Genomic DNA, 26064 nt, shown 5'->3' with positions numbered 1-26064 from the left:
TAAACAATTGCGTAAACGAAAAATGACGAAAAAAGAAATCAAAAATATTTTGAAAACTGAATCTGGAATGATATTGTTGGAAAAGAAATCTGAACAGTCTTTCTTTGAAACTATTTTTAGTAATATGGTTTCTATTATTTCTGCTTTGTATTTCCTGACAAGGAAAAAAAACGATTCTCTAATTCTGACCAAAAAAAGAATAATTCTGATAATTCGGAATAAAATCGATATTGAACAAATTATTATCGAAATTAAATCTCTGAATTACAACATAAATAAAACCACTCTTGAAGTGAATGACCAAAATCAAGAATTTTCATTCCCTCTAAATAAATTAAGAGTTACTTATGAAGAGTCTAAGTTAATTAAACAAAAACTGAATGAATTTATGAATCGGAAAAAACAAATGGAATAAAAAACTGTTTACAATAACAGCGTGTATTTAATTTCAAAAAAAGAATGAAACCTCATTACAGAACGAATAATATTTTAAAATATGAATTATCGAATAGTGATGGTGAGGTTGATAATAGGATGCCTTTTACGCCATTTGGGCCAATTCCTGAAATAGGGACATTTTTCAAGATTAGTTCTAAGGAATGGTTAAATAAGAACATTTCAGAAATCAATATTAACATATTTTGGAATAAAGAATCCTTGCCGAAGGACTTTTTAAAATATTATGCAGACTATCCTAATATACAAGGCTTGGATCATGAGTTTTTTAAGGTAAAAATAAACACTTCACAAAATAGGCAATCTAGCGCATTATTGAATGACCATTCTTTTAATTTATTTCAAGTAAACAAAAAAAAAGCCGAAATTTCTTATAAAAGTGAATTCCGTCTAAGAGTAGGAGAAAATATTGATTTCACCAATTATTTCGAAGGCATCTATATCATATTAATTGAACCAGATTGGGGGTTTGGTAATGCTATCTTTCCTCAATTATTTTCCGAAGTAGTTTTAGAAAATAACCGTTGGTTAAATCGTCTTTTAAAAAGACAACTTCAACTTCCAAATCCGCCTTATATACCCATTGTTGATAAAATAGAAATTGTATATACATATTTAAAACAACCATAATTTAGCATACAAAAAAAACCATCTCGAGAGAGATGGTTTTATCAACTAAACTAACTAATTTAAACAATGAAAACAGGTAACTAATCTGTTTTTATGAAAGACAGTTAACTACGCTGTCTTCAAGTTGTACTTTGCAATCTGTGTGCCATAAAATACCTTGAATTTAATTTTTAGATAACTTTAACAAATAACTCTTATTTTACAATGAGTTTTGTAAAGCGGCTATTATTTTTTGCTATTAATAGTTTGAAATGAGTAAAATAAAAAAAGATTCTCGTTAGAGAATCTTTAGTGTTTTTATAAAGTAGAAGCCACATTTAATATTTTTTACGCAAGATATTAAGTGACGTTTTTTAAACCGCGTGTTTATGTGCTTTGTAAGAAGAACGCACTAAAGCGCCACTTTCTACATACATAAAGCCCATTTCTAATCCTAAAGTTTCGTATTTTTTAAATTGATCTGGAGTTATAAACTCCTTTACAGGTAAATGTTTTTTAGTAGGTTGTAAATACTGCCCAATGGTAATAATATCGCAATTTACCGCGCGTAAATCTTTCATTGTTTGTATTACTTCTTCTTCAGTTTCACCTAAACCTAACATTAAACCCGTTTTGGTTCTCATTCCGTTTTCTTTTAGGTATTTTAAAACACCTAAGCTTCTATCATATTTAGCTTGAATTCTAACTTCACGTGTTAATCTTCTTACCGTTTCCATATTATGAGAAACTACTTCTGGATGCACTTCAATAACTCTATCTAATTGTTTTGTGTTTCCTTGAAAATCTGGTATTAATGTTTCTAAAGTAGTGTTTGGATTTGTTCTTCTAATAGCATCTACCGTTTCTGCCCAGATAATAGAACCACCATCTTTTAAATCGTCTCTATCTACAGAGGTAATTACGGCGTGTTTAATGCTCATTAGTTTTATAGAACGAGCCACTTTTTCAGGTTCATCCCATTCCACAGTTTCTGGTCTTCCGGTTTTAACACCACAAAAACCACAAGAACGCGTACAAATGTTTCCAAGAATCATAAAGGTTGCAGTTCCTTCTCCCCAACATTCGCCCATATTTGGGCAGCTTCCGCTTGTACAAATGGTGTTTAATTTATATTTGTCTACCAAACCCCTAAGTTCTGTATATTTTTTACCCACAGGTAATTTTACACGTAACCATTTTGGTTTTTTAGGTCTTTCTGGAAGTATTACAGATTCTATTGCCATTTTCTATTGAATTTGAAAAACAAAGATACAAAGGAAAAAATAAAAAAGGAGGGTTAAAAATTGAAGTATTACACAGTTTTTAAGGAAATAAAAAGAGTTTGACTATTTTTTAAAAATTACCAGTGATACCGGCTTTAAAATGTTCCCAATCAGAAAAAATAGCTTTAAAAATTATGTAGAAAATGATAGCAATAATCAGAGACAACTTTAATGTATACTTGTTTTTTTTAGACCTGTTTTGTTTCCTTAATATTGTTGTCATATTCGTTTATTTGTTATAAAGAAACATAAATATTTACAAACTCATTAAAAACCAAACACTAAATCCTATTAAAAACACAATGCCCACAATACTTAAAATGCGTAAATAAATTCCTGGCTGATGTTCTTTGGGCGTATGTTTACCGGTAATTAATTTGTAGTTTAAAATTGCATAAAATGGCGCTGTTAAAAAAGATAAAATAGTAGCTATTTTTACTAACAAGCCCATATTGTCCATATAAAATTTTAAAATTAAAAAAGTACCCGCAAATAAGAAAAGAATCCAAAACCAATAGCCATATTTTAGTTCTTTATTTAATAATAATTTTGTGGTTCTATTCATTGCTCTAGGAGAAGCATCTAACGTGGTAATAGTAGTGCTAAACATGGTTGTAAAAGCTGCAACAGCAATAAATATATAAGAAAAATCTCCTAAGTTTTTGGTGTATAAGTCTAATAATTGCGAAGCAAAAATACCTGCTTTATTAGAAAATGTTTCTCCTGATTTATACATTACTAGTGCACCTAACAACACAAAACAAATACCTAAAAATAAGGTGCCAATATAGCCTACGTTAAAGTCGAAAATAGCATCTTTTCTTTTTGTTTTTACAATGTTGGTTTTATCTTTTTCTACAGACCAAATAGAGTGCCAAATAGAAACATCTAATGGCGCGGGCAACCAACCTAAAAAAGCAATTAAAAAAGTAAGTTCTACTGTGCCAAATGGAATAATCTGAGTAACATCAAAAGTGTCTTTTGTCTTAAACAAAGCAACATTTACAGCTATAAGGGTACTAATTGCTAAAATAACAATGATGTATTTCATTACATTGTCTAACAATTTGTATTTACCAAGAACTAAAAAAATAAAACTGATAAACATTATTAATGTAGACCATAACACCAAATCATTGGTAAATCCGAAAAGTTGTGAAGCCAAACCTGCTGTAACAATGGTAACAGCTGCTTGAATGGTAAACATGGTTGCAAAATTAAGAATGTAATATGCAATTAAAACACCTTTGCCTAATTTTTTGTAACCATCTAATAGCGTTTCTCCGGTTGCAGCTGCATAACGTGGACCATATTGAAAGAAAGGGTATTTAAATAAATGCACTAAAAGCAATGCCCAAATTAAGCCAAAACCAAATTCTGCGCCAGCTCTTGTAGATTGTACTAAATGCGAAACACCAATTGCTGCTCCTGCAAATAATAAGCCCGGACCTAAAGATTGTAAAAATGATTTTTTCATAATTTAGGTCTTCTTAATGATCTCGGCTAACAGTTTTTTGGCACGTAATAATTTTACTTTTACGTTGTTCATAGGTTCATTAATATGAGTTGAAATCTCTTTATAACTCAATTCTTGAAAGTAACGTAACTGAATTACTTCTTGGTATTTTGGTTTTAATTGTTTAATATCCCTTAATAGTTTTGCTAAATTTTGTTCTGTAATAATTTTATCTTCTGGTGTAGGACTTTCGTCTACCACCAAATAGGCTTTTTCTTCTTGTTCTTTTGTAGTATCAGTAGCTATAGAAATCTTTTTTTTGCGTAGTAAATCTATATGAACATTTTTAGAAATGGCAATTAACCATGTTTTAAAAACGTATTTTTCATCGTAGGTATCTATTTTATCAAAAGCTTTAGAAAATGTTTGTATGGTAATATCTTCGGCATCATTTTCGCTTTTGGTTCTTTTTAACTGATAATTATAAACATCAGACCAAAAGGTATCTAACAAAAACCTAAAAGCAGATTGATTTCCGTTTTTGGCTTTTGAAATGTATACATCAAGTTTTTTATCGCTTATTTCCAATGAGTCGGTTTAGACGACAAATTAGTGATAAATATCGAAAGTTGAAATATCAGCAGTCCAATTTCTAAAAAAGGTAAAAAATAAGTAACCTGTGGTTCTTGTAATTTCTTAGCAGAAAAACCTATTACAATGAATTGCACAAGATAATACGTTAGTACTATTGGTAACTTAATTTTCCAAGGATAGAAGAAAAATAACACCGTTGCCAAAAGGTAAAAGAATATTTTAGAAACCAAAAACAATCTTAAAAAGAATTTATGTTTTAACTTGTAGTGTTTCCTTCTAGTTAATTGTAGCCTTTTTTTATGAAACAACTCTTTAAAAGAGGGTGGAGTTTCAGAAATGGTAAAACTATTTTCTGTGGTAGCTATTTCTGTATTTTGCTTATTTGCAGCGTCTTGAATAAAAAATTCATCAGCACCAGATTTTATATGCATGTGATTTATAAAGCCACTTACCTTAAAAAATTCATTTCTGTGATAGCTTAAATTTCTACTAGTAGCCATAAATGGAGACCCCATTTTTGCATAACTAAAATATTGAATTGCTGTTAATAAATTCTCAAATCTTACAAAAAGATTTACCAATGAATTTACTTTTATATATTTTCCATATCCAATAACTATGGTTTTTTCTTTAGAGAAATTTTGACTCATTTCTGCTATCCAATGTTTAGAAACCGGTTTGCAATCTGCATCTATAAAAAGTAAATGATTATATTTTGCGGCCTTAATACCTAAAGTTAGCGCATATTTTTTATTTCCCCAAAATGCTTCAATGTTTTCAACATTAATTATTTTAAGCTTCTCATATTTTTTTTCCAATAATTGCATCATTTCTGAAGTTTCTTCAGAAGAAGCGTCATTTATTAAAAGAATTTCAAAATCATCATATTCTTGGTTAATAAGTGAAGGTAGAATTTTTTGAAGATTCTCAATTTCGTTTTTGGCGCAAATTACTACAGAAACAGGTACTTTTATAGTTTCTTTATTTTCTTTTTTACGATGAAATAAAAAAGTTGAAAAACAAATATAATAAGCAATCTGAATGACTGTAAATACTACAAAGGAGTAGAGGAGTACAGATAAAATCATTTAAAAAAAAGAGAATTAGTTATGTTCTGGTTCTGCACAAGAATCAAATTGGTCTGGAGTTTTTCCGCAAAAACCACAAGATTCTCCTGTTTTATTAAGCATTGGGTTTTGGCTTGCACAAGTACCGGCAAATTTACCATCTTTTTTTGCCCAAATTTTAATAGCTATTCCAGCAACAGCAATAGCTAACATTCCTAAAGTAAGCAGTAATAATTTCATAAAATAGTAATTATAGTACAAAGATACATATTCTTATTCTGTACTAAAAAAACTATAGGGAATATTTAAGTGTGATTTTTTTATTATTTCATGTGACTTTTTAAAGAATAAAGTGTCAAATTTAAAAACTAATTTTAATATTTAACTATGAATACAATATCAGAATCTTTGCAAAACTTTTACAGCTCAATTTCTTCTGGATTAGGAGATTGGGGATTACAACTTATTGGGGCTATTGCCGCTTTAATTGTTGGTCTTTGGATTATTAGAATGATTATGAAAGGAATTTCTAAAGCGTTTGAAAAAACAAAACTAGATGAAACTTTACAACCATTTTTATTAACAACTATTGGTTTTATTTTAAAATTATTACTAATAATTTCTATTGCAGGAATTGTTGGTTTGCCTATGGCTTCTTTTGCTGCTTTGTTAGCGGGTGTTGGTTTAGCAATTGGTGCTGCATTTAATGGTTCTTTGGGGCATATTGCATCCGGAATTATGTTGCTTATTTTTAAGCCATTTAAAGTAGGAGATTTAATTAAAACAAATGGCGCTTTTGGTTTTGTAAAAGAAATTTCTGTATTTGTAACGGTTATAGAAACGTTTCAAAATGAAACAGAAATTATACCCAATTCTGCTATAACTTCTAATAAAATTACCAATTTAACTAAAATAGGAAATTTACGTATAGATATGCCTTTTGCAATTAGATATGGTTCTGATATTGCGAAAGCAAAACAAATTGTTTTAGATGTTCTTAAAAAAGATAAAAATGTGTTACAAGAAGGAGCAGCGGCTCCAAGAGTTGCCGTAAATAATTTAGGACAAAATAGTGTTGAGTTATTGGCTTTACCATACACAAATTGCGAAAATTATTGGGATGTGTATTGGGACACAAGACAAGAAATTGTTGAGGCATTAGGAAGTGCAGGTTATGAAGCTCCTTTACCACAGCGTGTTGTTACTATGACAAAATAATTTTTATATACATAATAATTAGAAAAGACTGTTTTAAGAAGCAGTCTTTTTTTGTATGTTTACTTTTTATTAATCTACCTTTTGAACGAAGAAACTTTTATAACACAATTACAAGCTGGAAAACAAGCTGCTTTTAGTCTACTTTTAGATGAATATCAGCAGAAAGTTTTTGGCACCTGTATTTCTTTTATTCCTAATAGAGAAGATGCAGAAGATGTGGCACAAGAAGTTTTTTTAGAAGTTTTTAAGTCGATAAACAAGTTTAAAGGAAATTCTAAATTATCTACTTGGATTTATAAAATTGCAACAAATAAGTGCTTAGAATTTATTAGAAAAAAGAATACTAAAAAGAGATTTGCATTTATGCAAACTATTATGGGTAATGACATTCCGATGGATAAAACCAGTTATTTTACAGAAGTAAATCACCCTGGAATTTTGTTAGAAAATCAAGAAAAATCTAACATTATTTTTAAGGCAATAAATACATTGCCAGAAAGCCAAAGAGTTATTTTTACCTTGGCAAAGATTGATGATAAAAGCTATCAAGAAATTGTTGAAATTACTGGTAAAAGCTTATCATCTGTAGAGTCTTTAATGTTTAGGGCAAAGAAGGCATTACAAGAAAAATTAGAAAAATTTTATAGAAATGAAAGCTCTTGATGCTTTTAATTAGATTGATAAATGAAGCATTTCAATAAATTAGTAATTTTATCCAAATATTTTATGCAGAAAAAGCCAAAGACTTCGCAAGTTTTTATAATTATTAGCATCTAAATACAAAGTAAAGGATTTAAGAACAAATAAATATGAAAAGTAAAGACTACATAAACAAAGAAGTTGAAACTACTTTTAATGCATTAAATACCATTGAAAAAGTAGAAGTGAATCACTTTTTTAAACATAAAGTATTGCAAAAAATGTATGCGGAAAAAGAAGAGAAACAAACTGTTTTTTCTTGGTTTACACCGCAACTGCAATTGGCAACATTAAGCGTAATTTTGTTGTTAAACGTTGGAACAATTTTTTATGCGTTTCATAATTCCACAGATACTTCTAGTGCACTTTCGGGTATAGAGGCATTTGCGAAAGATTATGCTTTACAATCTGAGAGCAATTCAATATTAAATTAAAAGATATGAAATCAAAATTACTTCCTGTTTTTTTACTCTTACTTATCCTGTTAAATGGAGTATTAATTTTTATGTTAGTAAAAAGACCACATGAAAATCAAAGAAATAATCTGAAAAAAAATTTCTTATCAGAACAATTAAATTTTTCTGATGCTCAGAAAGAGCAATTTAATGATTTAGATATTGTTCACAGAGGGTTTATGCATGATTTAGATGAAAGCATTAGAGAAAATAAAGATGTTTTATTCAATTCTTTTCAAAAGGAAAATTTTAATCTAGATTCTATAACAACCAATATTGGAATTTTAGAAGCAAAAAAAGATGTAGAAGTATTTACGTTCTTTTCTAAAGTAAGAACATTATGTACTACAGAACAGGCCAAAAAATTTGATAAAATAATTAAAGAAGCTGTAAAAGGCGGAGAAGGAAGACCACCAAATGGTGGAAGAATGCCACCTCCGGAAAATGAAGGAATGCCTCCTCCTCCTAGATAATATTATAGATAGTGAATAAGAAAAAATCCAAAGTAAAAAGGCTTTGGATTTTTTTTGTTGTTTTTTAGTTTCTAATATGTTTTATGAAATTCCTTAAGAAGTTCTTTTACAATTATTGGGTTTTCAGTGTCAATATTTACAGATTCATTTAGGTCTTTTTTATGACTTATAGTGCTATAAATAGCAGATCAATTTTTTGTTTTCTTCTTTCATTATAACATACAATTCTGAAAGCAGTTAAGAAAATAAGGCTTAAAAAATTGGTAGTTTTCAAATCGAATATGTTTGTACAATAATAATAGAAACCATAAATTTCTACTTCCTCTTATTTTGAATTGGTTTTTTCTAATAATTTTTGATTAAAACAACTAATTATAGTTGGTTGTATTTAAGTGTTTTACGTTTTTTCTTGATGAACTAATTTTACTAAATGTTAAAGTAAAGTTAACCTACGCAAGTTTTAAAAAATAGCAGCATCTAAAAGTACATAAACTAAATAAATAGAATTAAAATGAAAAAATCAGTAAATAGAAGTATCGCAGTTTTAGGGTTAACTTTAGTAATGTCTGCAACAGCTTTTGCTCAACGTTCTAATAATGATGAAAAACCAAAAGGACCACCATCTATAAAAGAAATTTTTAAAGAATTAGATGAGAATGAAGATGGAAAACTTTCCTTGAAAGAAGTAAAAGGGCCTTTGAAAGAAGATTTTAAAAAAATTGATACGGATGAAGATGGTTTCTTATCTAAAAAGGAATTGAAAGATGCGCCAAAACCAGAAAGAAAAGAAAGACCTAGAAATTAAACAAGAATTAAAAATAATACCATGAAAGATTTAAAAGCTCTATTTTTTTCGACATTTATAATACTCATTATGTTCTCATGTACTAATGATGAAGTTGCAGATGTGGTAGAAGAGGAAGAAGAAATTGTAATAGATGATACAGATTTTGAAGCAACAGACTGGACAACAGATACCCATAGTAATGATGCAGACCCTAATTTTGATGAGGTGTTTAAAGACAATACCGTAAAAAGATTAGATTTTGTTATTACACAAGAACGTTGGCAAAGTATGTTAGATGATATGACTGAACTTTATGGAACCTTTGGAGCAAGTTCTGGAGGATCGGGTGGGGCAGGAACTGTAACAGACATAGATGAAGACCCTATTTTTGTTCCTGGAGAAGTCTTTTATGAAGGTAAAGAATGGTACAGAGTTGGCTTGCGTTTTAAAGGGAATTCTAGTTTGAAATCTAGTTGGGAATCTGGTATTTTAAAATTATCTTTTAAGTTAGATTTTGATGAGTTTGAAGATGATTATCCGCAGATAAAAAATCAACGTTTTTATGGTTTTAAAAAATTAAGTCTTAAAAATAACTATGATGATGCGTCAATGTTACGAGAGAAAGTAGCTACAGATGTGTTTAGAAATGCAGGTTTAGTAGCTTCACATACAGCGTTTTATACGCTTTATGTAGATCATGGTAATGGCCCTCAATATTTTGGAGTGTATACTTTAGTTGAAGAAGTAGATGGTACCGTTTTAGATACTCAATTTTCTGATGATGACGGAAATTTATACAAACCAGATGGTGATGCCGCTTCTTTTGCAGACGGTACATTTGATGAAGATGAATATGTGAAGAAAACAAATGAAGATGAGGCAGATTTTACAGATGTTTCTAATTTATTATCAATTATAAATGATGGTACAAGAACAACAGATGCGGTTACTTGGAGAGCAAATTTAGAAGAAGTTTTTGACACAGATGTGTTTTTAAAATACTTAGCTGTAAATACCGTAATTCAAAATTGGGATACCTATGGTAGAATGACACATAATTATTACTTGTACAATAATCCTGATTCTAGTAAATTAACATGGATTCCTTGGGATAATAATGAATCGTTACAATCAGGCAAATTACAAGGATCTCTTCCATTAGATTTCTCTGGATTAAGTGCCTCAGAATGGCCATTAATAGGGTATATGTATCAAGATGATGTTTATAAAGCAAAGTATAATACATTTGTAGAAGAAGTAATAGACGGAGCTTTTAATGAGACAACAATTCAAGCCTTGTATACAAATTATGCTACTTTAATAGAGCCTTACGCAACAACAGAAGTTGCCGGATATACTTTTTTAAATAACAGTTCAGAGTTTCAATCTGCTATAAGTCAATTAAAGGCACATGTAACTAGTAGAAAATCAGCAGTAGAAGCGTATTTAAACTAGTTTTAAAAAATAGATAAAAAATAATTTTGGTTGATTATTTGAAAACTTCATCGGATTTATTCGGTGGGGTTTTTTTGTGAATTTCTAATAGGTATTTATATTATTTTATTACGCAAGATTACTAGCATATTATAATTGGTAAAGTTGTTTATTTATTTAAAAAAAGAACCTCGATACTTGAAAAAGTATCGAGGTTTTAACTCTAGTGTAAAAACTAAGTTTAGTACTAGAGAAATTGTACTAGCTACTATTAATTATTTTATAATTATTTTTTTGGTAGCTTCATTATTTTCAGAAGTTACCTTAACAAGGTAAACTCCAGTAGAAAAATTATTTAAATCTACAGGGATAAAATTATTTCCATTTTGTGCTTGATTAAAAACCTTTTTTCCATTGATGTCAAATAAATCAATATTGATAGCTCCAGCGCTCATTCCTTTTATTTGTAAGAAATTATCATCATTATAAATTTGTAATGTACCAAGATTACTTTCAGTTACACTTAAAGCATTGTTAGAGAAATGAATGTAAAAACGTCCAAAACCAGAAGTGTCTTTAGATAAAGTTACTGTATGAGCTGTTGTTTCATTTAATTCATAAAAAAGAGACGTTTCTTTGTCTTCTAAAAATACTTTTATTCCTTCAGGTAAATTACTATTAAATGATGAAAAAGTAATTTCTTGGTTTTCTTTTCCTTTTAGATTTAAAGGAACAACTTGGTTTTCAAAATTATCATTAGGAATAGACTGAATTGTATATTCTTGATCCGTTAGATTGTCTAACAATTTAGTTGTTAAATCAAATTCTGAATGATTAAAATTAATGATATCTTGTCCTTCGTCAAAACCTATTGTTGCCGTTTCAGAGAAAATAATATCGGTATTTACTTTTACATTTTCAAGAGCAACTGCAATTTTTACATAAGGTGTGGTATTGGCATCTTTATGAAACGTGTGATCTCCTGTTAAGGTGGTTTTTGTTCCTAAATAGCTGTTATTAAAAGCTACCATTTCATCTGTTCCGGAAGCTTTCATTTTTATAAAAAATCCTTGTCCAGGTGCAATTACTTTTTGATCGGCAGAAACTACGTCTGCATAGGCTACGTATTTGTTTTCCTCTTTTTCCCAAACATAAACGGCTTTAGCACTAGTGTTTAATTTAGAGCTATTGTCTTTTATAAAATCTCCAGCAACCCTTTTGTTTGCAGGAAAATAAGCTGTAAACGGATTTCCTATTAAAACCCACTTATTGTGAGCTGCATCAACATTTAAAGAACCTGTGTGTAGTGTACCTGCTAAAGAAACAGTACCATCAGTATTTCTAGACATAGAATAACCAATACCTTTGTCAAATGCTTCAGTTGCACCAACATTTACATCAAAATATTCCCATTTATTTGTAGCATTTGCATCGTTATATTTAGCAATGGCATATTTAACAGGTGCATCTGAATTTTTTCTGATGTCATTATTTGCTTCTTCAGCAAAATCTTTTACTAATTGACCACTTACGGGCGGCGCTACAATACTCCATTTATTTGCTAATAATCCACCTCTTACATAAGTTACTTTACCTGTACTTGTTCCTTTAACAATGAATACACCACTATCATCAGTATCAGAATATATGTAAACGCCGCTATTTGCAGCATTAGAATCAAAATTATTTTCAATTGTTAAGTCCGCATTTTTTTCAATATTTAAATAACCACCATCTGCAATTTCGATAGATTTAGCAATTGCACCGTTAGAATCTAAAGTTACTTCTTCGGCCGATTTTATAAAAACATCGTCTGTTGCTGTTGGTAAAGTTTTTCCTTCCCAACTAGAAGTGTCTGACCAATATATGTTTGCAGGAACGGTATTATCAAAATATTTTTGGTCATTATATACCCACATTCCTCTACCAAAAGTACCAACGTAAATGTTTCCGTTATTCGGACTTATCTTAATATCACTGATTCTAACATTTGGTAAATCTGTACCTAATTTTGTCCAAATTTTTGCTACGTCTGTAGATGAATTATCTGTAAAATACACACCTATTTCTGTAGCTAGATAAATAGTTTCATTCGTTTTATTTGGGTCTAAAATTACTTTAAACAAAATAATATTAGGTAAATCACCACTAATATTTGTCCAAGTATCTCCATTATTTGTGCTTTTATATACTTTTTTACCATCTGTGTAACTAGATACTGTTGCGTAGACTGTGTTTGTATTAGGTACGGCATATACACTATTAATCTTAACACCACTAGGGCTTGCTATGGTAGACCAATTTGCTCCGTCATCTACACTTCTTTTAAGTGTTGAAACTTCTGCAATTTCTCCAATGGCAAATATTCTAACTGAAGAGTTGTTAAGAGAAACGTCTAAAAATTCTGTTTTTGTTAACCCTGAGCCAAGTGCTGTAAAAGTATCTGAAGCTCCATCATCATTATCAAGATCAACAGAACCTCCTTTATCTGCAGTTCTTTTTACATCTCCATGACCTACATATATGATATTAGCATCTGTTGGATGCGTAGCTATAGGAGAAATAAATGCCGCATTTGTTGCATCTGACCTAAGAATTTTGATAGCTGAAGCGTAACCATTTGCATAGCCATTATCAGTTCTATTTAATTGCCCGTTAGTTCCTCCTAAATATCTAATTGCTGGATCTACAATATCTATTGCCGTTCCTGTTCCATCTCCTGCTACGGCTGCAACCCATTTATTTTCATCCGTTTGAAAAACTTTTGAAAAACCATCGTTATCTTGGTTTGCCATCATATAATCATCGCCATTTAAACCATGGGTAATTGCAATATTATAAGATTGTGTTATAATTAATCCGCTAGAAATATCAGGGAAATCTAAATCTGAAGCTGGTGAAAAAGACCCCATTCTAAGTCCTGCATCATTTCCATTAATAATATGTGAGTCATCTGTAAATAATAAAAAGTGATGATCTGCATGCACGTGAATTTGACCAGCAGGTAGTGGATTAGAATATGCATTTAAAATAGGAGTAAAAGTATCTCCATTATCTGTAGATTTCCATCCTTGTACACCACCAACCATTAAGTTATCTGCATTTGTTGGAGAAAGTGCAATACATTGTATATAGCCACTTTGAGAATCAAATGGTGTAGTCGTACCTGCAATATCTGCCGTAACATGTACAGATTTAATTAAATCTGCCGCTGTGTTCGTAAAAGCAAAACGATATTTTTTAAATAATCCATTTTGATCTATTCCATAAAAATGATCGTTGTCTGCTGGTGTGGTTGCAAGTCTTACTATGTTTTGTGTAGGATAATCTCCTCCAGCATCTGCAACTTTGAATACAGCATGTTGTACAAAATTTTCTCCAGCGTCAGTAGAATACCATAAACCTCCCCAAACATCAGAAACTACAACTTTGTTAGTATCATTTGGATCAATAACAATTGTTTGAAAATCTTCAAAATAATCATTTGCATGCGTAAATGTTGCATCGTACCATGTGGCACCACTATCTGTAGATTTTCTTATTCTGTCATTTGTTAAAGCTAAAATTGTAGCAGACGACGTGCCAGGAAGAAAACTGATATCTCTAATGTACTCATTATCGCTTAATGAAAAACTAAAATCTGGTAAAACGGTCCAAGTTTCTCCACTATCTGTAGACTTAAATAAACCGATAGAGCTAACATGTTTGCTGTCTCTATCTCCGGTTGCCATATAAAGTGTATTATTAGCAGTTGTAGTAGCTGTAGTAGGCGTAGTAGATGTAGGAACTATTAAAATATCTGTAACTCCCATACCAGCTAAATGATCTGTTTTTGGTGCCCAAGTAGCTCCTTTGTCTGTAGTTTTCCATAAACCACCAGAAGGAGTACCTACATACATAATATTTGAATTTGCAGGATCTACTGCTACAACATCAACTCTACCAGGACCAGGGTAATCGAAGTTTCCATTTTTAGTTACAATTGCTGTTGGACCAATTTGTGTCCAAGGTTTTACTGTAGAAGAAGATCTAGCTTGTGTATTAGCGTTGTTTTCTAATAAGTTTAAGTAATCTTCTTTATTAACTTGGTTCTTCGGAAAAGTACCATCTGCATTTACTCTGTCTTTCCAAATCCAAACCCAGCGTTCAAATTGTTTTTTTGCTTTTATGTCTGTTTTTGTGAGTACGCCCTTGGCTAGGTTGTTTTTTTCTAAAAACTGTTTTCTTGTTTTAGTCACAATCTCAAAAAAGTTGCTATTCTCTTTAGAGGCTTCCTTTTTATAATTTATTGTTTGTGCACTAAGTGGTGCGCAAAAAATACATAAAAAGATAAAATAAACTACATGTAATCTTGTTTTCATAATAAATTCTAAATTAAAAATTTTGTAAACAAATATCTAAAAAAAATCAATATAAAATAAAAATAATACTACGCAAAAACTACTCATTTCTTATCAAATTATTGTTTTTGTTTAACGTTGATATTAATATTTATTCATAATTTATGTTATGTTGCGCTAGCCTTTGTTATTTTTGTATTTCGTAATTTAAATTTGATAACTTTTTTGATCTTAAATAATAAATATTTTATTCTAAAACTAATTATCGTTTTTTGTAGTTTAACTATTTGCGCCCAAAAAGGAAACTCAAATAGGTACCTTAAATATCTAGATTCTGCAAAAGTTAAAGTGGATGATTTTCCAAATTTGGCAACCAAGTATCTAGATTCTATTCCATATCCAATAGAAAAAAATATAAAAGGTCATCTTTCTGATTATTATAATTTAAAAGCATTGGTAAATTCTCATTTAAACCTGCAAGCAGAGGTATATCATAACTATATTTTAACAGTTAAATATGCAGAGCTAGAAAAAAATTATAATATTGCTGGAGATGCTTGCATAGAATTATTTTACAACCTTTTTATCGTAAAAAAAGATACTATTGCTTTTGATTATCTTAAAAAGGCAGAAAAATACTATACTGAAGTTAATGATACTTATGGACTTTTAGATGTTATGCAAATGAAAGATTTTGCAGAGTATTACAATAAAAATTATGTAAAAAGTAATACACTTATTTTACCAAAATTGGCGTATTACAAATCTTTTACAGAAGATTCTTATTATTATATGCATGCCTTATTTACATTATCATCTAATTATATTCATTTAAAAGATGATGTAAATAGAATTAAATATTTTAATAAGTTTAAAAGTTTAGAAAGCGATACCACTATTCCTTCTTTACTTTATAAAAAGTATCTGGTTACTTTAGATATTTGTTTGGGTACATTATTCTTAGAAAATAACCAATTAGATTCAACTTTATATTATTTAAAAAAAGTTGATACTACGCGTGCCTTTATGAATGATGCTGATGTAGAAAATCATTTCAAAAGCTATATTTCATATTACAACAAGTTACATAATTTTAAAGCAGAAAAAGAATATATAGATTCACTAAAGATTTTTAATGAGACCTTGGTGAAAAAAAATATAAACGCCAGCTATACTATTAATGAATCTTTATTTAAAAGTGAACAAAATTTAGAAGTTGAAACAAATAAAACACATTCCAACAGAAATTGGGTCCTATTCTTAATAACACTTTTAATAGGGATATTTGGCTACATAATAGTACGTTATAAAAAGATGAGTGGTAAAGAAAAGGAGTTTTCTAAACAGAAAAATGAAATTACATTTCTACATAAAAATCACGAAAAATTAAAAGTTAAGGTAAAAGGATTAGAAAATTATATTACTGATTTAAAAAAGGAAATCAAAAATATTTCTTTAATTTCTGATATGAACAATCAAAAATTAGGCATTGTAGAATTGCATAAAAACATACAACATAACTCCTCTGTTTTAGTAGTAAAAGGAGAAGATTATTTAGATTTAATTAATGAATTAAATGTTGATTTTTTTAATCAAATATCTCGTAAACATCCTGAATTAAATTCTTCTGAAACCATTATTTGCTACTATTTATTAATGGAATTTAAAAATAAAGAAATTAGTGCCTTTGTAAATTCATCAATTAGATCTGTTGAAAGTAAAAGATATAGAATAGCTGCTAAATTAGATCTTAAAAACAAAAAAAATAGTCTTCTAGAATATTTACAAGATAATTTTAAACATACTCTATAGAAATAGGTTTATTTTATTTAGTTAAGTATTTGTATATTAGTTTGTTATTAATTTTTTTTGATCGTGTTTTTTAAACTATTTTGATTGAAAAATAGCAACTTTTTTTAAATTTTCTATCAATAAAATTATTTTTTAGCGCAAGTTTATGTAATCGTTAGCATCTAACTATTAAATAAATTTAAAATATAAAAAATAATGAAATTTTTATCCAAAGTAACACTACTCATTTTAATAACGTCATTTTTGTCTTGTACTAGTGAAGATACCACTACTACAGAAAGTACTGATCCTGATGCTACAGTTACAGAATTACATGCAGCTTATGCGGCATTTAACACAGATGCAACAGATATTTATTTGTCCAATAATGGTGCATCGGTAACTATAGAAACTACAGGTTTACCAAATCATGAAACATCTTATTGGGGAGTTGGAAACAGTTTGTATATTGAAGAAGATATCGATAAAACTCCAAGTATTATGAGCAGCAATAACAATGCAACCACAATTACGGTAGATGCAATTCCAGATTTAACAGGTAGTACTGTTAGTACAGAATTAAATACAATTGGTATTGCAGTTAGTGGAGCATCTATTTTTAACGATCAAGAAGGTGGAGGAGCTTTAGATCAAGCTGCAGGAAGTTTAGATTGGACAGGCGCACATATTGGACCGGGAGTTTATCATTATCATTTAGAGCCAATAGCTTTTTCGGATGATGATGAAAAATTAGTTGGAATTTTGTTAGATGGTGTTTTTCTATATGGAAGAAAATGCAATTCTACAGGAACGTATCCTACAGATTTAGATGCTTCTGGTGGACATACATCGGCAACACAATACACAGATGGTGAAAATGAATATCATTATCATATTATTAATGAATTGTATTCAAATACAGGTTCTTATATTGCTTTTGCTGGACCTTATCAAGGTTATTAAATGAGAAATTTTCAACTGATTTTATTCGTTCTTTTTAGTGGTTTTATGAGTTGTAATTCATCAACAAATAAAACAAATAAGCAGTCTTATACGTTTGAGAAAATTCAAATAGATGCTTCTATAATTGTTCATAAAGATAGTTTACACTTAAATGGAAACGAAGGAAATTGGTATTATAAAGACAAACTTTTTAATGGCTTTGGCGTTAAATATTACGCAAACAATTCTTTAAAAGAAAAAACGGGTTTTTTTAAAGGAAAAAAGCAGGGAGTTTATAAGGTTTGGTTTGAAAACGGTATGCTTAAAATGGCTTCGCATTATCATCAAAATACCTTAGAAGGAAGTTATAAATCTTGGTGGAATTCTGGTGTTTTAGCCTCTGAAGTTACGTATAAAAACGGGAAAGCAGAAGGTGTAGAACGCAAATGGTTTAGAGATGGAACGTTATCTAAAGAAAGAAATTTACTGGCGGGTAGAGAAGACGGTTTGCAAAAGGCTTGGTTAGAAAACGGAAAACTATATGTTAATTATGAAGCTAAAAACGGAAGAATTTTTGGCATGAGACGTGCAAATTCTTGTTATAAATTAGAAAATGAAAAACTTGTTGAAAAAAAAATATCAAATAATTAGTTTAGTTTTTATCGTTGTTGTTTTTATAAACTGTAAAAGTGAAGTAAAAAAAGAAAACATAAAAGTTGAAGAAACTAGTCGTGTAGCTTCATTGCCTTACTATAATGAAGAGTCTTTTACACCAAATTGGTTGCAATTAGGTTCTAAAGAGGAAAAAGAATTTCATAAAATTCCAGATTTTAAATTGATAAATCAATTAGGAGAAACGGTTAGTAATAAAACTTTTGAGAACAAAATTTATATTACAGATTTCTTTTTTACCAGTTGCCCAGGTATATGTCCTAAAATGACAGGTAATATGTTTAAAGTTCAAGAAGCCTATAAGAATGACCCCGACGTACTTCTCTTATCACACTCTGTAACCCCTACAAAAGATTCTGTTTCAGTATTAAAAGAATATGCTGTTAAGAACAGTATTATTGATACAAAATGGCATTTGGTTACAGGTGCTAAAAGTGAAATTTATAATTTAGGAAGATCTTCTTATTTTGTAGAAAATGATTTGGGTGAGGAAAAAAGTATTGATGACTTTTTACACACAGAAAACTTTTTATTAATTGATAAAAACAAACATATTAGAGGTATTTACAATGGTTTAAATAGGGCTTCCGTAGCACAGTTAATTATAGATATTAAAACATTAAAAACAGAATTATAGCACCTTTATGTTGATTTTTATTGGTAAAAATTAAAATTAAGTAAAGGTTATAGGCGAAAGAAACTTTTAAATGATCTTTAAATAAAACTAAAATGAAACACACTATTTTTTTATCAATTGTACTAATATTTGTAATTATTGGTTGTAAAAGTAAAAATACAAGTCATACTCACAGTCACTTAGGCAATACAACACATCATTCTCATGCTTCAACTAATTATTTTGAGGCTTACAATTTAAGTGATGAAAATTACGGAACAAAAACCATTGTTTCAATAAAAAATAATATGCGTATTATGGAAACAAATGCGTTGCCAAATCATAAAACGGGAGATTTTCCTAGAAAGGGAAATCCGAATACAATATCCGCGCAAAATAGAACATATACAATTCCATTAAATCCAGCTTATACAGGCAAACCAACTTGGATTAGAGAACCAGGCGTTGCTTTAAATGGTGTAAAATTTGAACCAGGAACAGCAGAAGTAGTTGTTTGCGAAACTGGCGAGAATTATAGAGTAGAAGCATTTCAAGATTTAATAGATCTCGGACTCGATTTTAACCATGCGCATGTACAACCAACAGGTGCGTATCATTATCATGGAACACCAACTTCTGTTATTGAAAAATTTGATACAGGAAAAGATTTGGTACATGTTGGTTTTGCTCATGACGGTTTTCCGATGTATTATTCTAAAAGTGGAAAATACAAATCAAGTTATAAACTTTTAGACGGAACAAGAGAGGGCGAAGACTGCGTGTATGAAAATCCTATGCAAACCTTAAATGTTGCTGTTGGTGGGCATCATGATGGAACTTATGGTTCAGATTTTGAATTTGTAGCAGGTTCTGGCGATTTAGATGAATGCAACGGAATTACCATTAATGGTGAATATTTGTATTTGGTTACCAATGAATTTCCTTATATCAGCAGGTGTTTAATGGGGAAAGTTGTAACAGAAGAACGCAAAGGACCGCCAAGAAATCAAAGAGAGCGATTGTCTTTAGATGATTTATTTAAGCGAATGGATGAAAATAAAGATGAAAAATTATCAAAAGACGAAGTAAAAGGACCTTTGGCAAATGAATTTACTGAATTTGATACAAATAACGATGGATTTATCACTATAGTAGAACTAGAGAAAAGTGCAAAAAATAGACCTAGAAGGAAAAATTAGAAGTATCTGAGTCTTCAGAAGTAGCCACAAACCAGTTTTACAACTAGTTTGTGGTTTTTTTTACTGTCGATTTTCTTAATTAAATTATTGATGTTAATTCACCAAAATCTTTAAGTACACTATTTGCATTTTCTAAAGTTTGGTCATCTGCCATCGGATTTTTATATCCAAAAACAAATATTCCGGCATCGTTTGCTGCCTGTACGCCGTTATCAGAATCTTCAATAACAATACAGTTTTCTTTTGGAGTATTTCCTAAAATTGCCGCTTTTTCAAAAATTTCTGGATGTGGTTTAGACGCTGTTAAATCTGCTCCACTAATTTTTGCTGTAAAGTATTTATTTAAGTTGAATCTGTTAAAAACTCTGTCTATATTCACCATAGCAGAAGAAGATGCTAAAACCAAGGTTAATCCTTTATTATAGCAATGTTTAATTAAGTCTTCTACACCTTTTACCAAATGCAAAGTTGGGTCGTTTTCAAAGAAATTTACATAACGCTTTCTTTTATCCAAAACCAATTCTTCAGGATTCAAATCTAACTTAAAATGGGTTACTAATTTCTGAAAAGCATTTATTGTAGAAGAACCTGTTAGAGTTTTGTACAAATCATCGCTTACATCTACACCTATAGAAATGAAGGTTTCATAATAGGCTTTTTTATGAATTTCTTCAGAATCTATAATAACACCATCCATGTCAAAAATGACACATTTTATTTCTTTTGGTAAGTTCATTTTTATCATATTCTCTATTCTCTATTCATTATTTCAAAAACTTCGCTTTTAAAGCAGGCGTTGGTATCATACAACTTTCTTTTTTTCCAAACCACGAGTATCTGTTTTTTGCAATATAATCATAAACAAAGTCTCTAAAACCTACAGGAAAAACCCATAATAGTTGAGATAATTTCCAAAATCCTCCAAAAGTATTCATCACTTTTAAGGCTGCTGTAGATTTAATATCATAAGAAACCCCTTGTTCATATAAGATAATTGAGTCAATTTTGGTAATATCAATCCCTAAATGATTGGTAATTTTTTTACCGGTTTCTGATTGTAAAGCAGCAAATAAGAAAGCGTTATTATAATCATACTTTATCACTTTTAAGACAGCATTGTTACAGAGGTTACACACCCCATCAAACAGAATTATTTTTTTATTTTTAGGTAAATCAATCATTTACAGGTTTCAAATTTAAAGTGTAAAAATACTTTATCTTTTTTTAAGTAGAAAAGAATTTCTCTAGGGTTTTCTAAGGAACTTCTATAAGCATTGCAATGCTGTATTGACATAAATTTAGCGGATTAATTATTATTTAAAAAAATAGTTAAGATCTTGTAACATAATTTTTAATTAGGCGTCTTATGTTTGTACTTAGTTATTTTAAGACTTGTTTTTAACATAAAATTAATAAAAACACCAAATAGCTTTCGGTATTTTCGTTTAAAATTGACCAAACTAATGATTAGAATTGAAAAACTTCACAAATCTTACCCAATTGGTAAGGATTTTTTACATGTTTTAAAAGGAATAGATTTACACATAAAAGAAGGCGAATTTGTTTCTATTATGGGATCTTCTGGTTCTGGAAAATCTACCTTATTAAATATTGTTGGTTTATTAGACACCCATGATGAAGGTGATTATTATTTAAACGGACAACTTATTAAGGACTTAAATGAAAAAAAAGCAGCCATTTTAAGAAATAAATTTTTAGGTTTTGTATTTCAATCTTTTAATCTTATTAGCTATAAAACAGCGTTAGAAAACGTTGCGTTGCCTTTGTATTATAAGGGAATAAATAGAAAAGAACGCTTAAAAATAGCCTTAGATTATTTAGATAAAGTAGGTTTAAAAGATTGGGCAAATCACTTACCAAATGAACTTTCTGGAGGGCAAAAACAACGTGTGGCTATAGCAAGAGCATTGGTTACAAAACCAAAAGTTGTTTTAGCAGATGAGCCTACAGGTGCGTTAGATTCTACCACCACAGATTCTGTGATGGATTTATTAAAAGACATTAATAATGAAGGAATGACTGTCTTTGTAATTACACACGAAGAAGAAGTTGCAGAACAAACAAAAAGAATTGTACGTTTAAAAGATGGTTTAATTATTAGTGACGAATTAACATCAACAGGAAAAGTAAAAGCCGTTTAATTATGTTTGATTTAGATCGTTGGAGAGAAATTTTTCAAAGTATTAGTAAAAACAAATTACGTTCTGCGTTATCTGGTTTTACGGTTGCTTTTGCTATTTTGTTATTCACGTTGTTGTTTGGTATTGGTAACGGACTTCAAAATACATTTAAAAATGAGTTTGCAAAAGATGCCATGAACTCCATTTATATCTGGTCTAATTTTACAACTAAAGCTTATAAAGGAAACCAAATAGGAAGAAGAATTCAGTTTAAAAATGATGATTTTACCTTTTTAAAAGAAAAATTTGGTGATAAAATTCAAACAATAAGTCCAAGAATTCAAAGAAGTTCAGAAGTAGTTTATAAAGATGAAAAAGATACATATTCTATTAGAGGAGTTTATCCAGGATACTATATATTAGAATCTGCAGAGGTTACAGAAGGGCGCTTTTTAAATTTTAGAGACATTAACGAAAAAGCCAAAGTAGTGGTTATTGGTAGAATGGTTGAAAAAGATTTATTCGGTCAATTAAGTGCTTATGGAAAACAATTAAATATTGGCGGTATTATTTATAAGGTAATTGGTGTTTTTTCTGATCCAGGAGGAGATAGTGATGAGAGATATATTTATACACCTTTTTCTACCATGCAAAGATTGTATGGTAATAATGGCCATGTAGATGAATTTGGTATTACATACAACCCAAATTTAAGTATTGATGCTGCTATTGCTTTTGGCAATAAAATGCAAAGAGAACTTAAGAAAAAACACAATGTTTCACCAGATGATCAACGTGGTATTGGTTTAAACAATTATGCAGAAGGTAACAAAGAAGTTTCTGGAATGATGGTAGGTTTAAGTATCTTAATTTTAGTGATAGGTTTTGGGACATTAATTGCAGGTGTTGTTGGTATTAGTAATATTATGGTATACATTGTTAAAGAAAGAACCAAAGAATTGGGTATCAGAAAAGCTGTTGGTGCAACCCCAGGAGCCATTGTTGGTATGATTATGCAAGAAGCTATTTTTATTACCGCAATTTCTGGTTATGTTGGTTTAATGGTTGGTGTAGGAATTTTAAAATTAGTAGGTCCTAGTTTAGAAAAGTTTTTTATTTTAAATCCTAGCGTTTCCACACCAGTTGTAATAGGAGCAACAGTAACATTAATTTTAGCGGGTTTAATTGCCGGTTATTTACCAGCTAAAAAAGCAGCAAGAATTAAACCAGTAGTAGCATTAAGCGCAGATTAGTTATGAAATTTTTATTTGAAAAAGATACTTGGCAAGAAATTTATGGTAGTATTCGAAAGAATAAAACCAGAACAGCTATTACTATTTTTGGTGCTTTTTGGGGTATTCTTTTATTAGTAGGGTTGTTAGGAGCGGCAAAAGGATTAGAAAATAGCTTTAATAATATGTTTGGAGATTTTGCAACCAACAGTGTTTTTATGTCTGGTAGCAGAACTTCTATGCCTTTTAAAGGTTTTCAAGAAGGAAGAAAAATTAATTTAAGACTTGGTGATGTAGATAAAATTCGTTCAGAAATAGATGGTGTGCAATTTGTTGTGCCTAGAAATGCAACAGGCGGACAAGTAATTCATGGTTTAAAAACAGGGAATTTTACAATTTTTGGAGATTTTCCATTATTAGATGAAGTGCAAAAAAAGGATCTAATTCAAGGTAGGTTTATCAACCAAAATGATATTGATGATAATAAAAAAATATGTGTAATTAGCGAAGGTGTTTTTAAGGAAATTTATGATAAGAATGAAGATGTCATTGGCACATATATTAAAATAAGTAGTATAAATTATAAAGTTGTTGGCGTTTATAAAACAAGTCAATTTGAAGGGAAAAATAATGTTCATATTCCTTTTAGCACCTTTAAACTAGTTTATAATAAAGGAGACAAATTTGAATGGATGGTTGTTACCGGAAAAAAAGAATTTGATATTGTACAAGTAGAAGCAGATGTAAAATTACTTTTAAAAAATTTACATAAAATTCACCCTGAAGATAACAGAGCATTTAGAGGGTTTAATTTAGGAAAAGAAATATCTAAAGTTACAGGTTTTTTAACAGGAATGCAGTTTTTAACCTGGTTTGTGGGTATCGCAACCTTAATTGCAGGAATTTTTGCAATTGGAAACATCCTATTAATTACTGTAAAAGAACGCACAAAAGAGATTGGTATTAGAAGAGCTTTGGGCGCTACACCAGTACAAATAAGGCAACAAGTTGTTTTAGAATCATTGTTTTTAACATTATTAGCGGGTTCTTTAGGAATCATTGCCGGAGGTGTTATTTTAATGGTCATAGATCATTTAGATTTATTAACAAACCCAACGGTAAATATACCCATTGTATTAATTGCGTATGCCGTTTTGGTAATATTAGGAACTTTAATAGGTTTAATTCCTGCATATATGGCAACTATTGTAAAACCTATAGACGCATTAAGAGAAGAATAAAGAAAATCAATTAACCAGAATAAAAAGAGTAAAATGAAAAAAATAATCATTTTTGGAAGTATCGCAGTAGCGCTAATCTTAGTACTAATTTGGTTTGGTAAAAAGAATCAAACAAGTATTATAGATTATCAAACGGAAAAACCTTTTAAGACTACCATTGTAAAAAAGAGCATTGCTACTGGTAAAGTTACTCCGCTTGAAGAAATTGAAATTAAGCCTCAAATTACTGGTATAATTGATAAAATTATGTTGTTAGAAGGTGCAAAAGTTAAAAAAGGAGACTTAATTGCAACGGTAAGAGTGGTGCCAAATGAGCAATCTTTAATTAGTGCTAGAGGTAGGGTAAATAATATTAATTTAAGTCTTAAAAATGCTGAAATCTCCTATAATAGAAATAAGAATTTATTCGATAAAGGGGTTATTTCTAGAGCTGAGTTTGAAAAAATTGAGCTAACCTTTAATCAAGCAAAGCAAGACTTACAAAACGCGCAAAATGATTATCAGATAATTAAAAAAGGATCTTCGGGTTCTGGATCTTCTGCAAATACAAATATTTTGGCGCAAATGAGCGGAACTATTTTAGAGATTCCTGTAAAAGAAGGAGACCAAGTAATTCAGTCTAATAACTTTAATGCAGGTACAACCATTGCTTCTATTGCAGATATGAGTAAAATGATTTTTGAAGGAAAAGTAGATGAATCTGAAGTAGGAAAATTGGTAAAAGGAACAAAAATAGAAATCTCCTTAGGAGCTATAGAAAATAAAAAATTTCCTGCCGTTTTAAATTTTATTGCACCTAAAGGAACAGAAGAAGCAGGAGCGGTACAATTTAAAATTAAAGCAGATGTTTTATTAGATGATGAATATTTTATTAGAGCTGGTTACAGTGCAAATGCAGAAATTGTTTTAGAGAAAAAAGATAGCGTTTTATCCATAAAAGAATCTTTATTACAGTTTGATAGAAAGACGGAAAAACCTTTTGTAGAAGTTAAAAATGCAGAAGGAAAATTTGATAAAAAAGATATTAAATTGGGAACATCAGATGGTGTAAATGTTGAAATTTTAGAAGGTGTTACCGCAGATGATGAAGTTAAAATCTGGAACAAAACATCTAAAGAAGAAGAAAAAGATAATAAAAATTAATGTAAGCATTTAGGTTGTAAGACCTAAAAAAACTATTGAATAATGGTAAAACCTAAGACTAAATCTTGTTTAGTCTTAGGTTTTTTTTTGAATTTCCTCAAAGTACATTAAGGTTGGTGAAAATTAATTTTTACCAACTTTAAACCTTAAACCTTAAACCTTAAACCTTAAACCTTAAACCTTAAACCTTAAACCTTAAACCTTAAACCTTAAACC

At 29.7% G+C, this 26064-nt stretch carries 25 protein-coding genes; 17 read left to right on the top strand and 8 right to left on the bottom strand.

Annotated features, from left to right (window positions below; genetic code table 11):
* Positions 1-22 precede the first annotated feature (22 nt).
* Both ACSHW5_RS11355 and ACSHW5_RS11350 read left to right on the top strand, forming a co-directional pair.
* Positions 23-415, top strand: coding sequence for a hypothetical protein (locus ACSHW5_RS11355; RefSeq protein WP_435676254.1), 393 nt, complete (start codon positions 23-25; stop codon positions 413-415).
* Between the two features lie 44 nt (positions 416-459).
* Entirely contained in the window at positions 460-1086 is a 627-nt protein-coding gene (locus tag ACSHW5_RS11350; protein ID WP_435676253.1) for a hypothetical protein, read from the top strand.
* Between the two features lie 353 nt (positions 1087-1439).
* On the opposite strand, the gene lipA is transcribed toward ACSHW5_RS11350, so the two are convergent.
* From lipA to ACSHW5_RS11325, 5 genes are all read right to left on the bottom strand, one after another.
* Positions 1440-2309: a lipoyl synthase gene (gene lipA / locus ACSHW5_RS11345; RefSeq protein WP_435676252.1), complete on the bottom strand. Its 870-nt coding sequence runs from the start codon at positions 2307-2309 to the stop codon at positions 1440-1442.
* Positions 2310-2604: 295 nt separating this feature from the next.
* The gene (locus tag ACSHW5_RS11340; RefSeq protein ID WP_435676251.1) at positions 2605-3825 is read right to left on the bottom strand and encodes an Nramp family divalent metal transporter; all 1221 of its coding nucleotides are present in this window, start codon (positions 3823-3825) and stop codon (positions 2605-2607) included.
* 3 nt (positions 3826-3828) lie between these two features.
* The gene (locus tag ACSHW5_RS11335) at positions 3829-4392 is read right to left on the bottom strand and encodes an RNA polymerase sigma factor (RefSeq protein WP_435676250.1); all 564 of its coding nucleotides are present in this window, start codon (positions 4390-4392) and stop codon (positions 3829-3831) included.
* A complete protein-coding gene (locus ACSHW5_RS11330; protein WP_435676249.1) occupies positions 4383-5486 on the bottom strand; it encodes a glycosyltransferase in 1104 nt (367 codons plus the stop codon). The genes ACSHW5_RS11335 and ACSHW5_RS11330 overlap by 10 nt, the downstream gene beginning before the upstream one ends.
* Before the next feature lie 15 nt (positions 5487-5501).
* On the bottom strand, positions 5502-5705 hold the full coding sequence (locus ACSHW5_RS11325; RefSeq protein ID WP_435676248.1) for a membrane or secreted protein: 204 nt from the start codon (positions 5703-5705) through the stop codon (positions 5502-5504).
* A gap of 147 nt (positions 5706-5852) precedes the next feature.
* Here ACSHW5_RS11325 and ACSHW5_RS11320 point away from each other — a divergent pair, with 147 nt between their 5' ends.
* The 6 genes from ACSHW5_RS11320 (at position 5853) to ACSHW5_RS11295 (ending at position 10552) form a co-directional block, all read left to right on the top strand.
* On the top strand, positions 5853-6683 hold the full coding sequence (locus ACSHW5_RS11320) for a mechanosensitive ion channel family protein (protein WP_435676247.1): 831 nt from the start codon (positions 5853-5855) through the stop codon (positions 6681-6683).
* Between the two features lie 81 nt (positions 6684-6764).
* Positions 6765-7346 (top strand): RNA polymerase sigma factor, encoded by a 582-nt coding sequence (locus ACSHW5_RS11315; RefSeq protein ID WP_435676246.1) that lies wholly within the window; start codon positions 6765-6767, stop codon positions 7344-7346.
* 146 nt (positions 7347-7492) lie between these two features.
* Entirely contained in the window at positions 7493-7816 is a 324-nt protein-coding gene (locus tag ACSHW5_RS11310; protein ID WP_435676245.1) for a hypothetical protein, read from the top strand.
* Positions 7817-7821: 5 nt separating this feature from the next.
* Positions 7822-8310, top strand: a complete 489-nt coding sequence (locus tag ACSHW5_RS11305) for a Spy/CpxP family protein refolding chaperone (RefSeq protein WP_435676244.1) — start codon at positions 7822-7824, stop codon at positions 8308-8310.
* Positions 8311-8821: 511 nt separating this feature from the next.
* Positions 8822-9115 (top strand): EF-hand domain-containing protein, encoded by a 294-nt coding sequence (locus ACSHW5_RS11300; RefSeq protein WP_435676243.1) that lies wholly within the window; start codon positions 8822-8824, stop codon positions 9113-9115.
* A gap of 69 nt (positions 9116-9184) precedes the next feature.
* Positions 9185-10552 carry a CotH kinase family protein gene (locus tag ACSHW5_RS11295; protein ID WP_435676242.1) on the top strand — a complete coding sequence of 456 codons (1368 nt, stop codon included), beginning with the start codon at positions 9185-9187 and terminating at the stop codon, positions 10550-10552.
* A gap of 254 nt (positions 10553-10806) precedes the next feature.
* Here the strand turns inward: ACSHW5_RS11295 and ACSHW5_RS11290 are convergent, their stop codons facing one another.
* Positions 10807-14892 (bottom strand): T9SS type A sorting domain-containing protein, encoded by a 4086-nt coding sequence (locus tag ACSHW5_RS11290; protein WP_435676241.1) that lies wholly within the window; start codon positions 14890-14892, stop codon positions 10807-10809.
* Between the two features lie 327 nt (positions 14893-15219).
* On the opposite strand from ACSHW5_RS11290, the gene ACSHW5_RS11285 reads away from it, so the two are divergent.
* From ACSHW5_RS11285 to ACSHW5_RS11265, 5 genes are all read left to right on the top strand, one after another.
* On the top strand, positions 15220-16683 hold the full coding sequence (locus tag ACSHW5_RS11285; RefSeq protein ID WP_435676240.1) for a helix-turn-helix transcriptional regulator: 1464 nt from the start codon (positions 15220-15222) through the stop codon (positions 16681-16683).
* A gap of 195 nt (positions 16684-16878) precedes the next feature.
* Positions 16879-17625: a YHYH protein gene (locus ACSHW5_RS11280; RefSeq protein WP_435676239.1), complete on the top strand. Its 747-nt coding sequence runs from the start codon at positions 16879-16881 to the stop codon at positions 17623-17625.
* The gene (locus tag ACSHW5_RS11275) at positions 17626-18255 is read left to right on the top strand and encodes a toxin-antitoxin system YwqK family antitoxin (RefSeq protein ID WP_435676238.1); all 630 of its coding nucleotides are present in this window, start codon (positions 17626-17628) and stop codon (positions 18253-18255) included. It begins immediately after the preceding gene.
* Positions 18230-18913 carry an SCO family protein gene (locus tag ACSHW5_RS11270; RefSeq protein ID WP_435676237.1) on the top strand — a complete coding sequence of 228 codons (684 nt, stop codon included), beginning with the start codon at positions 18230-18232 and terminating at the stop codon, positions 18911-18913. The genes ACSHW5_RS11275 and ACSHW5_RS11270 overlap by 26 nt, the downstream gene beginning before the upstream one ends.
* Before the next feature lie 92 nt (positions 18914-19005).
* On the top strand, positions 19006-20091 hold the full coding sequence (locus ACSHW5_RS11265) for a YHYH protein (protein ID WP_435676236.1): 1086 nt from the start codon (positions 19006-19008) through the stop codon (positions 20089-20091).
* A gap of 79 nt (positions 20092-20170) precedes the next feature.
* Here ACSHW5_RS11265 and ACSHW5_RS11260 read toward each other — a convergent pair whose 3' ends face one another.
* Both ACSHW5_RS11260 and ACSHW5_RS11255 read right to left on the bottom strand, forming a co-directional pair.
* On the bottom strand, positions 20171-20827 hold the full coding sequence (locus ACSHW5_RS11260; RefSeq protein WP_435676235.1) for an HAD family hydrolase: 657 nt from the start codon (positions 20825-20827) through the stop codon (positions 20171-20173).
* 28 nt (positions 20828-20855) lie between these two features.
* Positions 20856-21272, bottom strand: coding sequence for a thiol-disulfide oxidoreductase DCC family protein (locus tag ACSHW5_RS11255; RefSeq protein WP_435676234.1), 417 nt, complete (start codon positions 21270-21272; stop codon positions 20856-20858).
* A 282-nt stretch (positions 21273-21554) separates the two neighbouring features.
* On the opposite strand from ACSHW5_RS11255, the gene ACSHW5_RS11250 reads away from it, so the two are divergent.
* The 4 genes from ACSHW5_RS11250 to ACSHW5_RS11235 are packed head-to-tail and all read left to right on the top strand — an operon-like array spanning position 21555 to position 25848.
* The gene (locus tag ACSHW5_RS11250) at positions 21555-22253 is read left to right on the top strand and encodes an ABC transporter ATP-binding protein (RefSeq protein ID WP_435676233.1); all 699 of its coding nucleotides are present in this window, start codon (positions 21555-21557) and stop codon (positions 22251-22253) included.
* Positions 22254-22255: 2 nt separating this feature from the next.
* Positions 22256-23485, top strand: a complete 1230-nt coding sequence (locus ACSHW5_RS11245; protein WP_435676232.1) for an ABC transporter permease — start codon at positions 22256-22258, stop codon at positions 23483-23485.
* A gap of 2 nt (positions 23486-23487) precedes the next feature.
* Positions 23488-24705 carry an ABC transporter permease gene (locus ACSHW5_RS11240; RefSeq protein WP_435676231.1) on the top strand — a complete coding sequence of 406 codons (1218 nt, stop codon included), beginning with the start codon at positions 23488-23490 and terminating at the stop codon, positions 24703-24705.
* A gap of 33 nt (positions 24706-24738) precedes the next feature.
* On the top strand, positions 24739-25848 hold the full coding sequence (locus ACSHW5_RS11235) for an efflux RND transporter periplasmic adaptor subunit (RefSeq protein WP_435676230.1): 1110 nt from the start codon (positions 24739-24741) through the stop codon (positions 25846-25848).
* Positions 25849-26064: the final 216 nt, after the last annotated feature.

Origin of the sequence: Polaribacter sp. (genome assembly GCF_051251875.1) — a bacterium.
GTDB lineage: Bacteria > Bacteroidota > Bacteroidia > Flavobacteriales > Flavobacteriaceae > Polaribacter.
The sequence above is the reverse complement of the archived record's forward strand: the minus strand, read 5'-3'. Positions and strand labels throughout refer to the sequence as shown.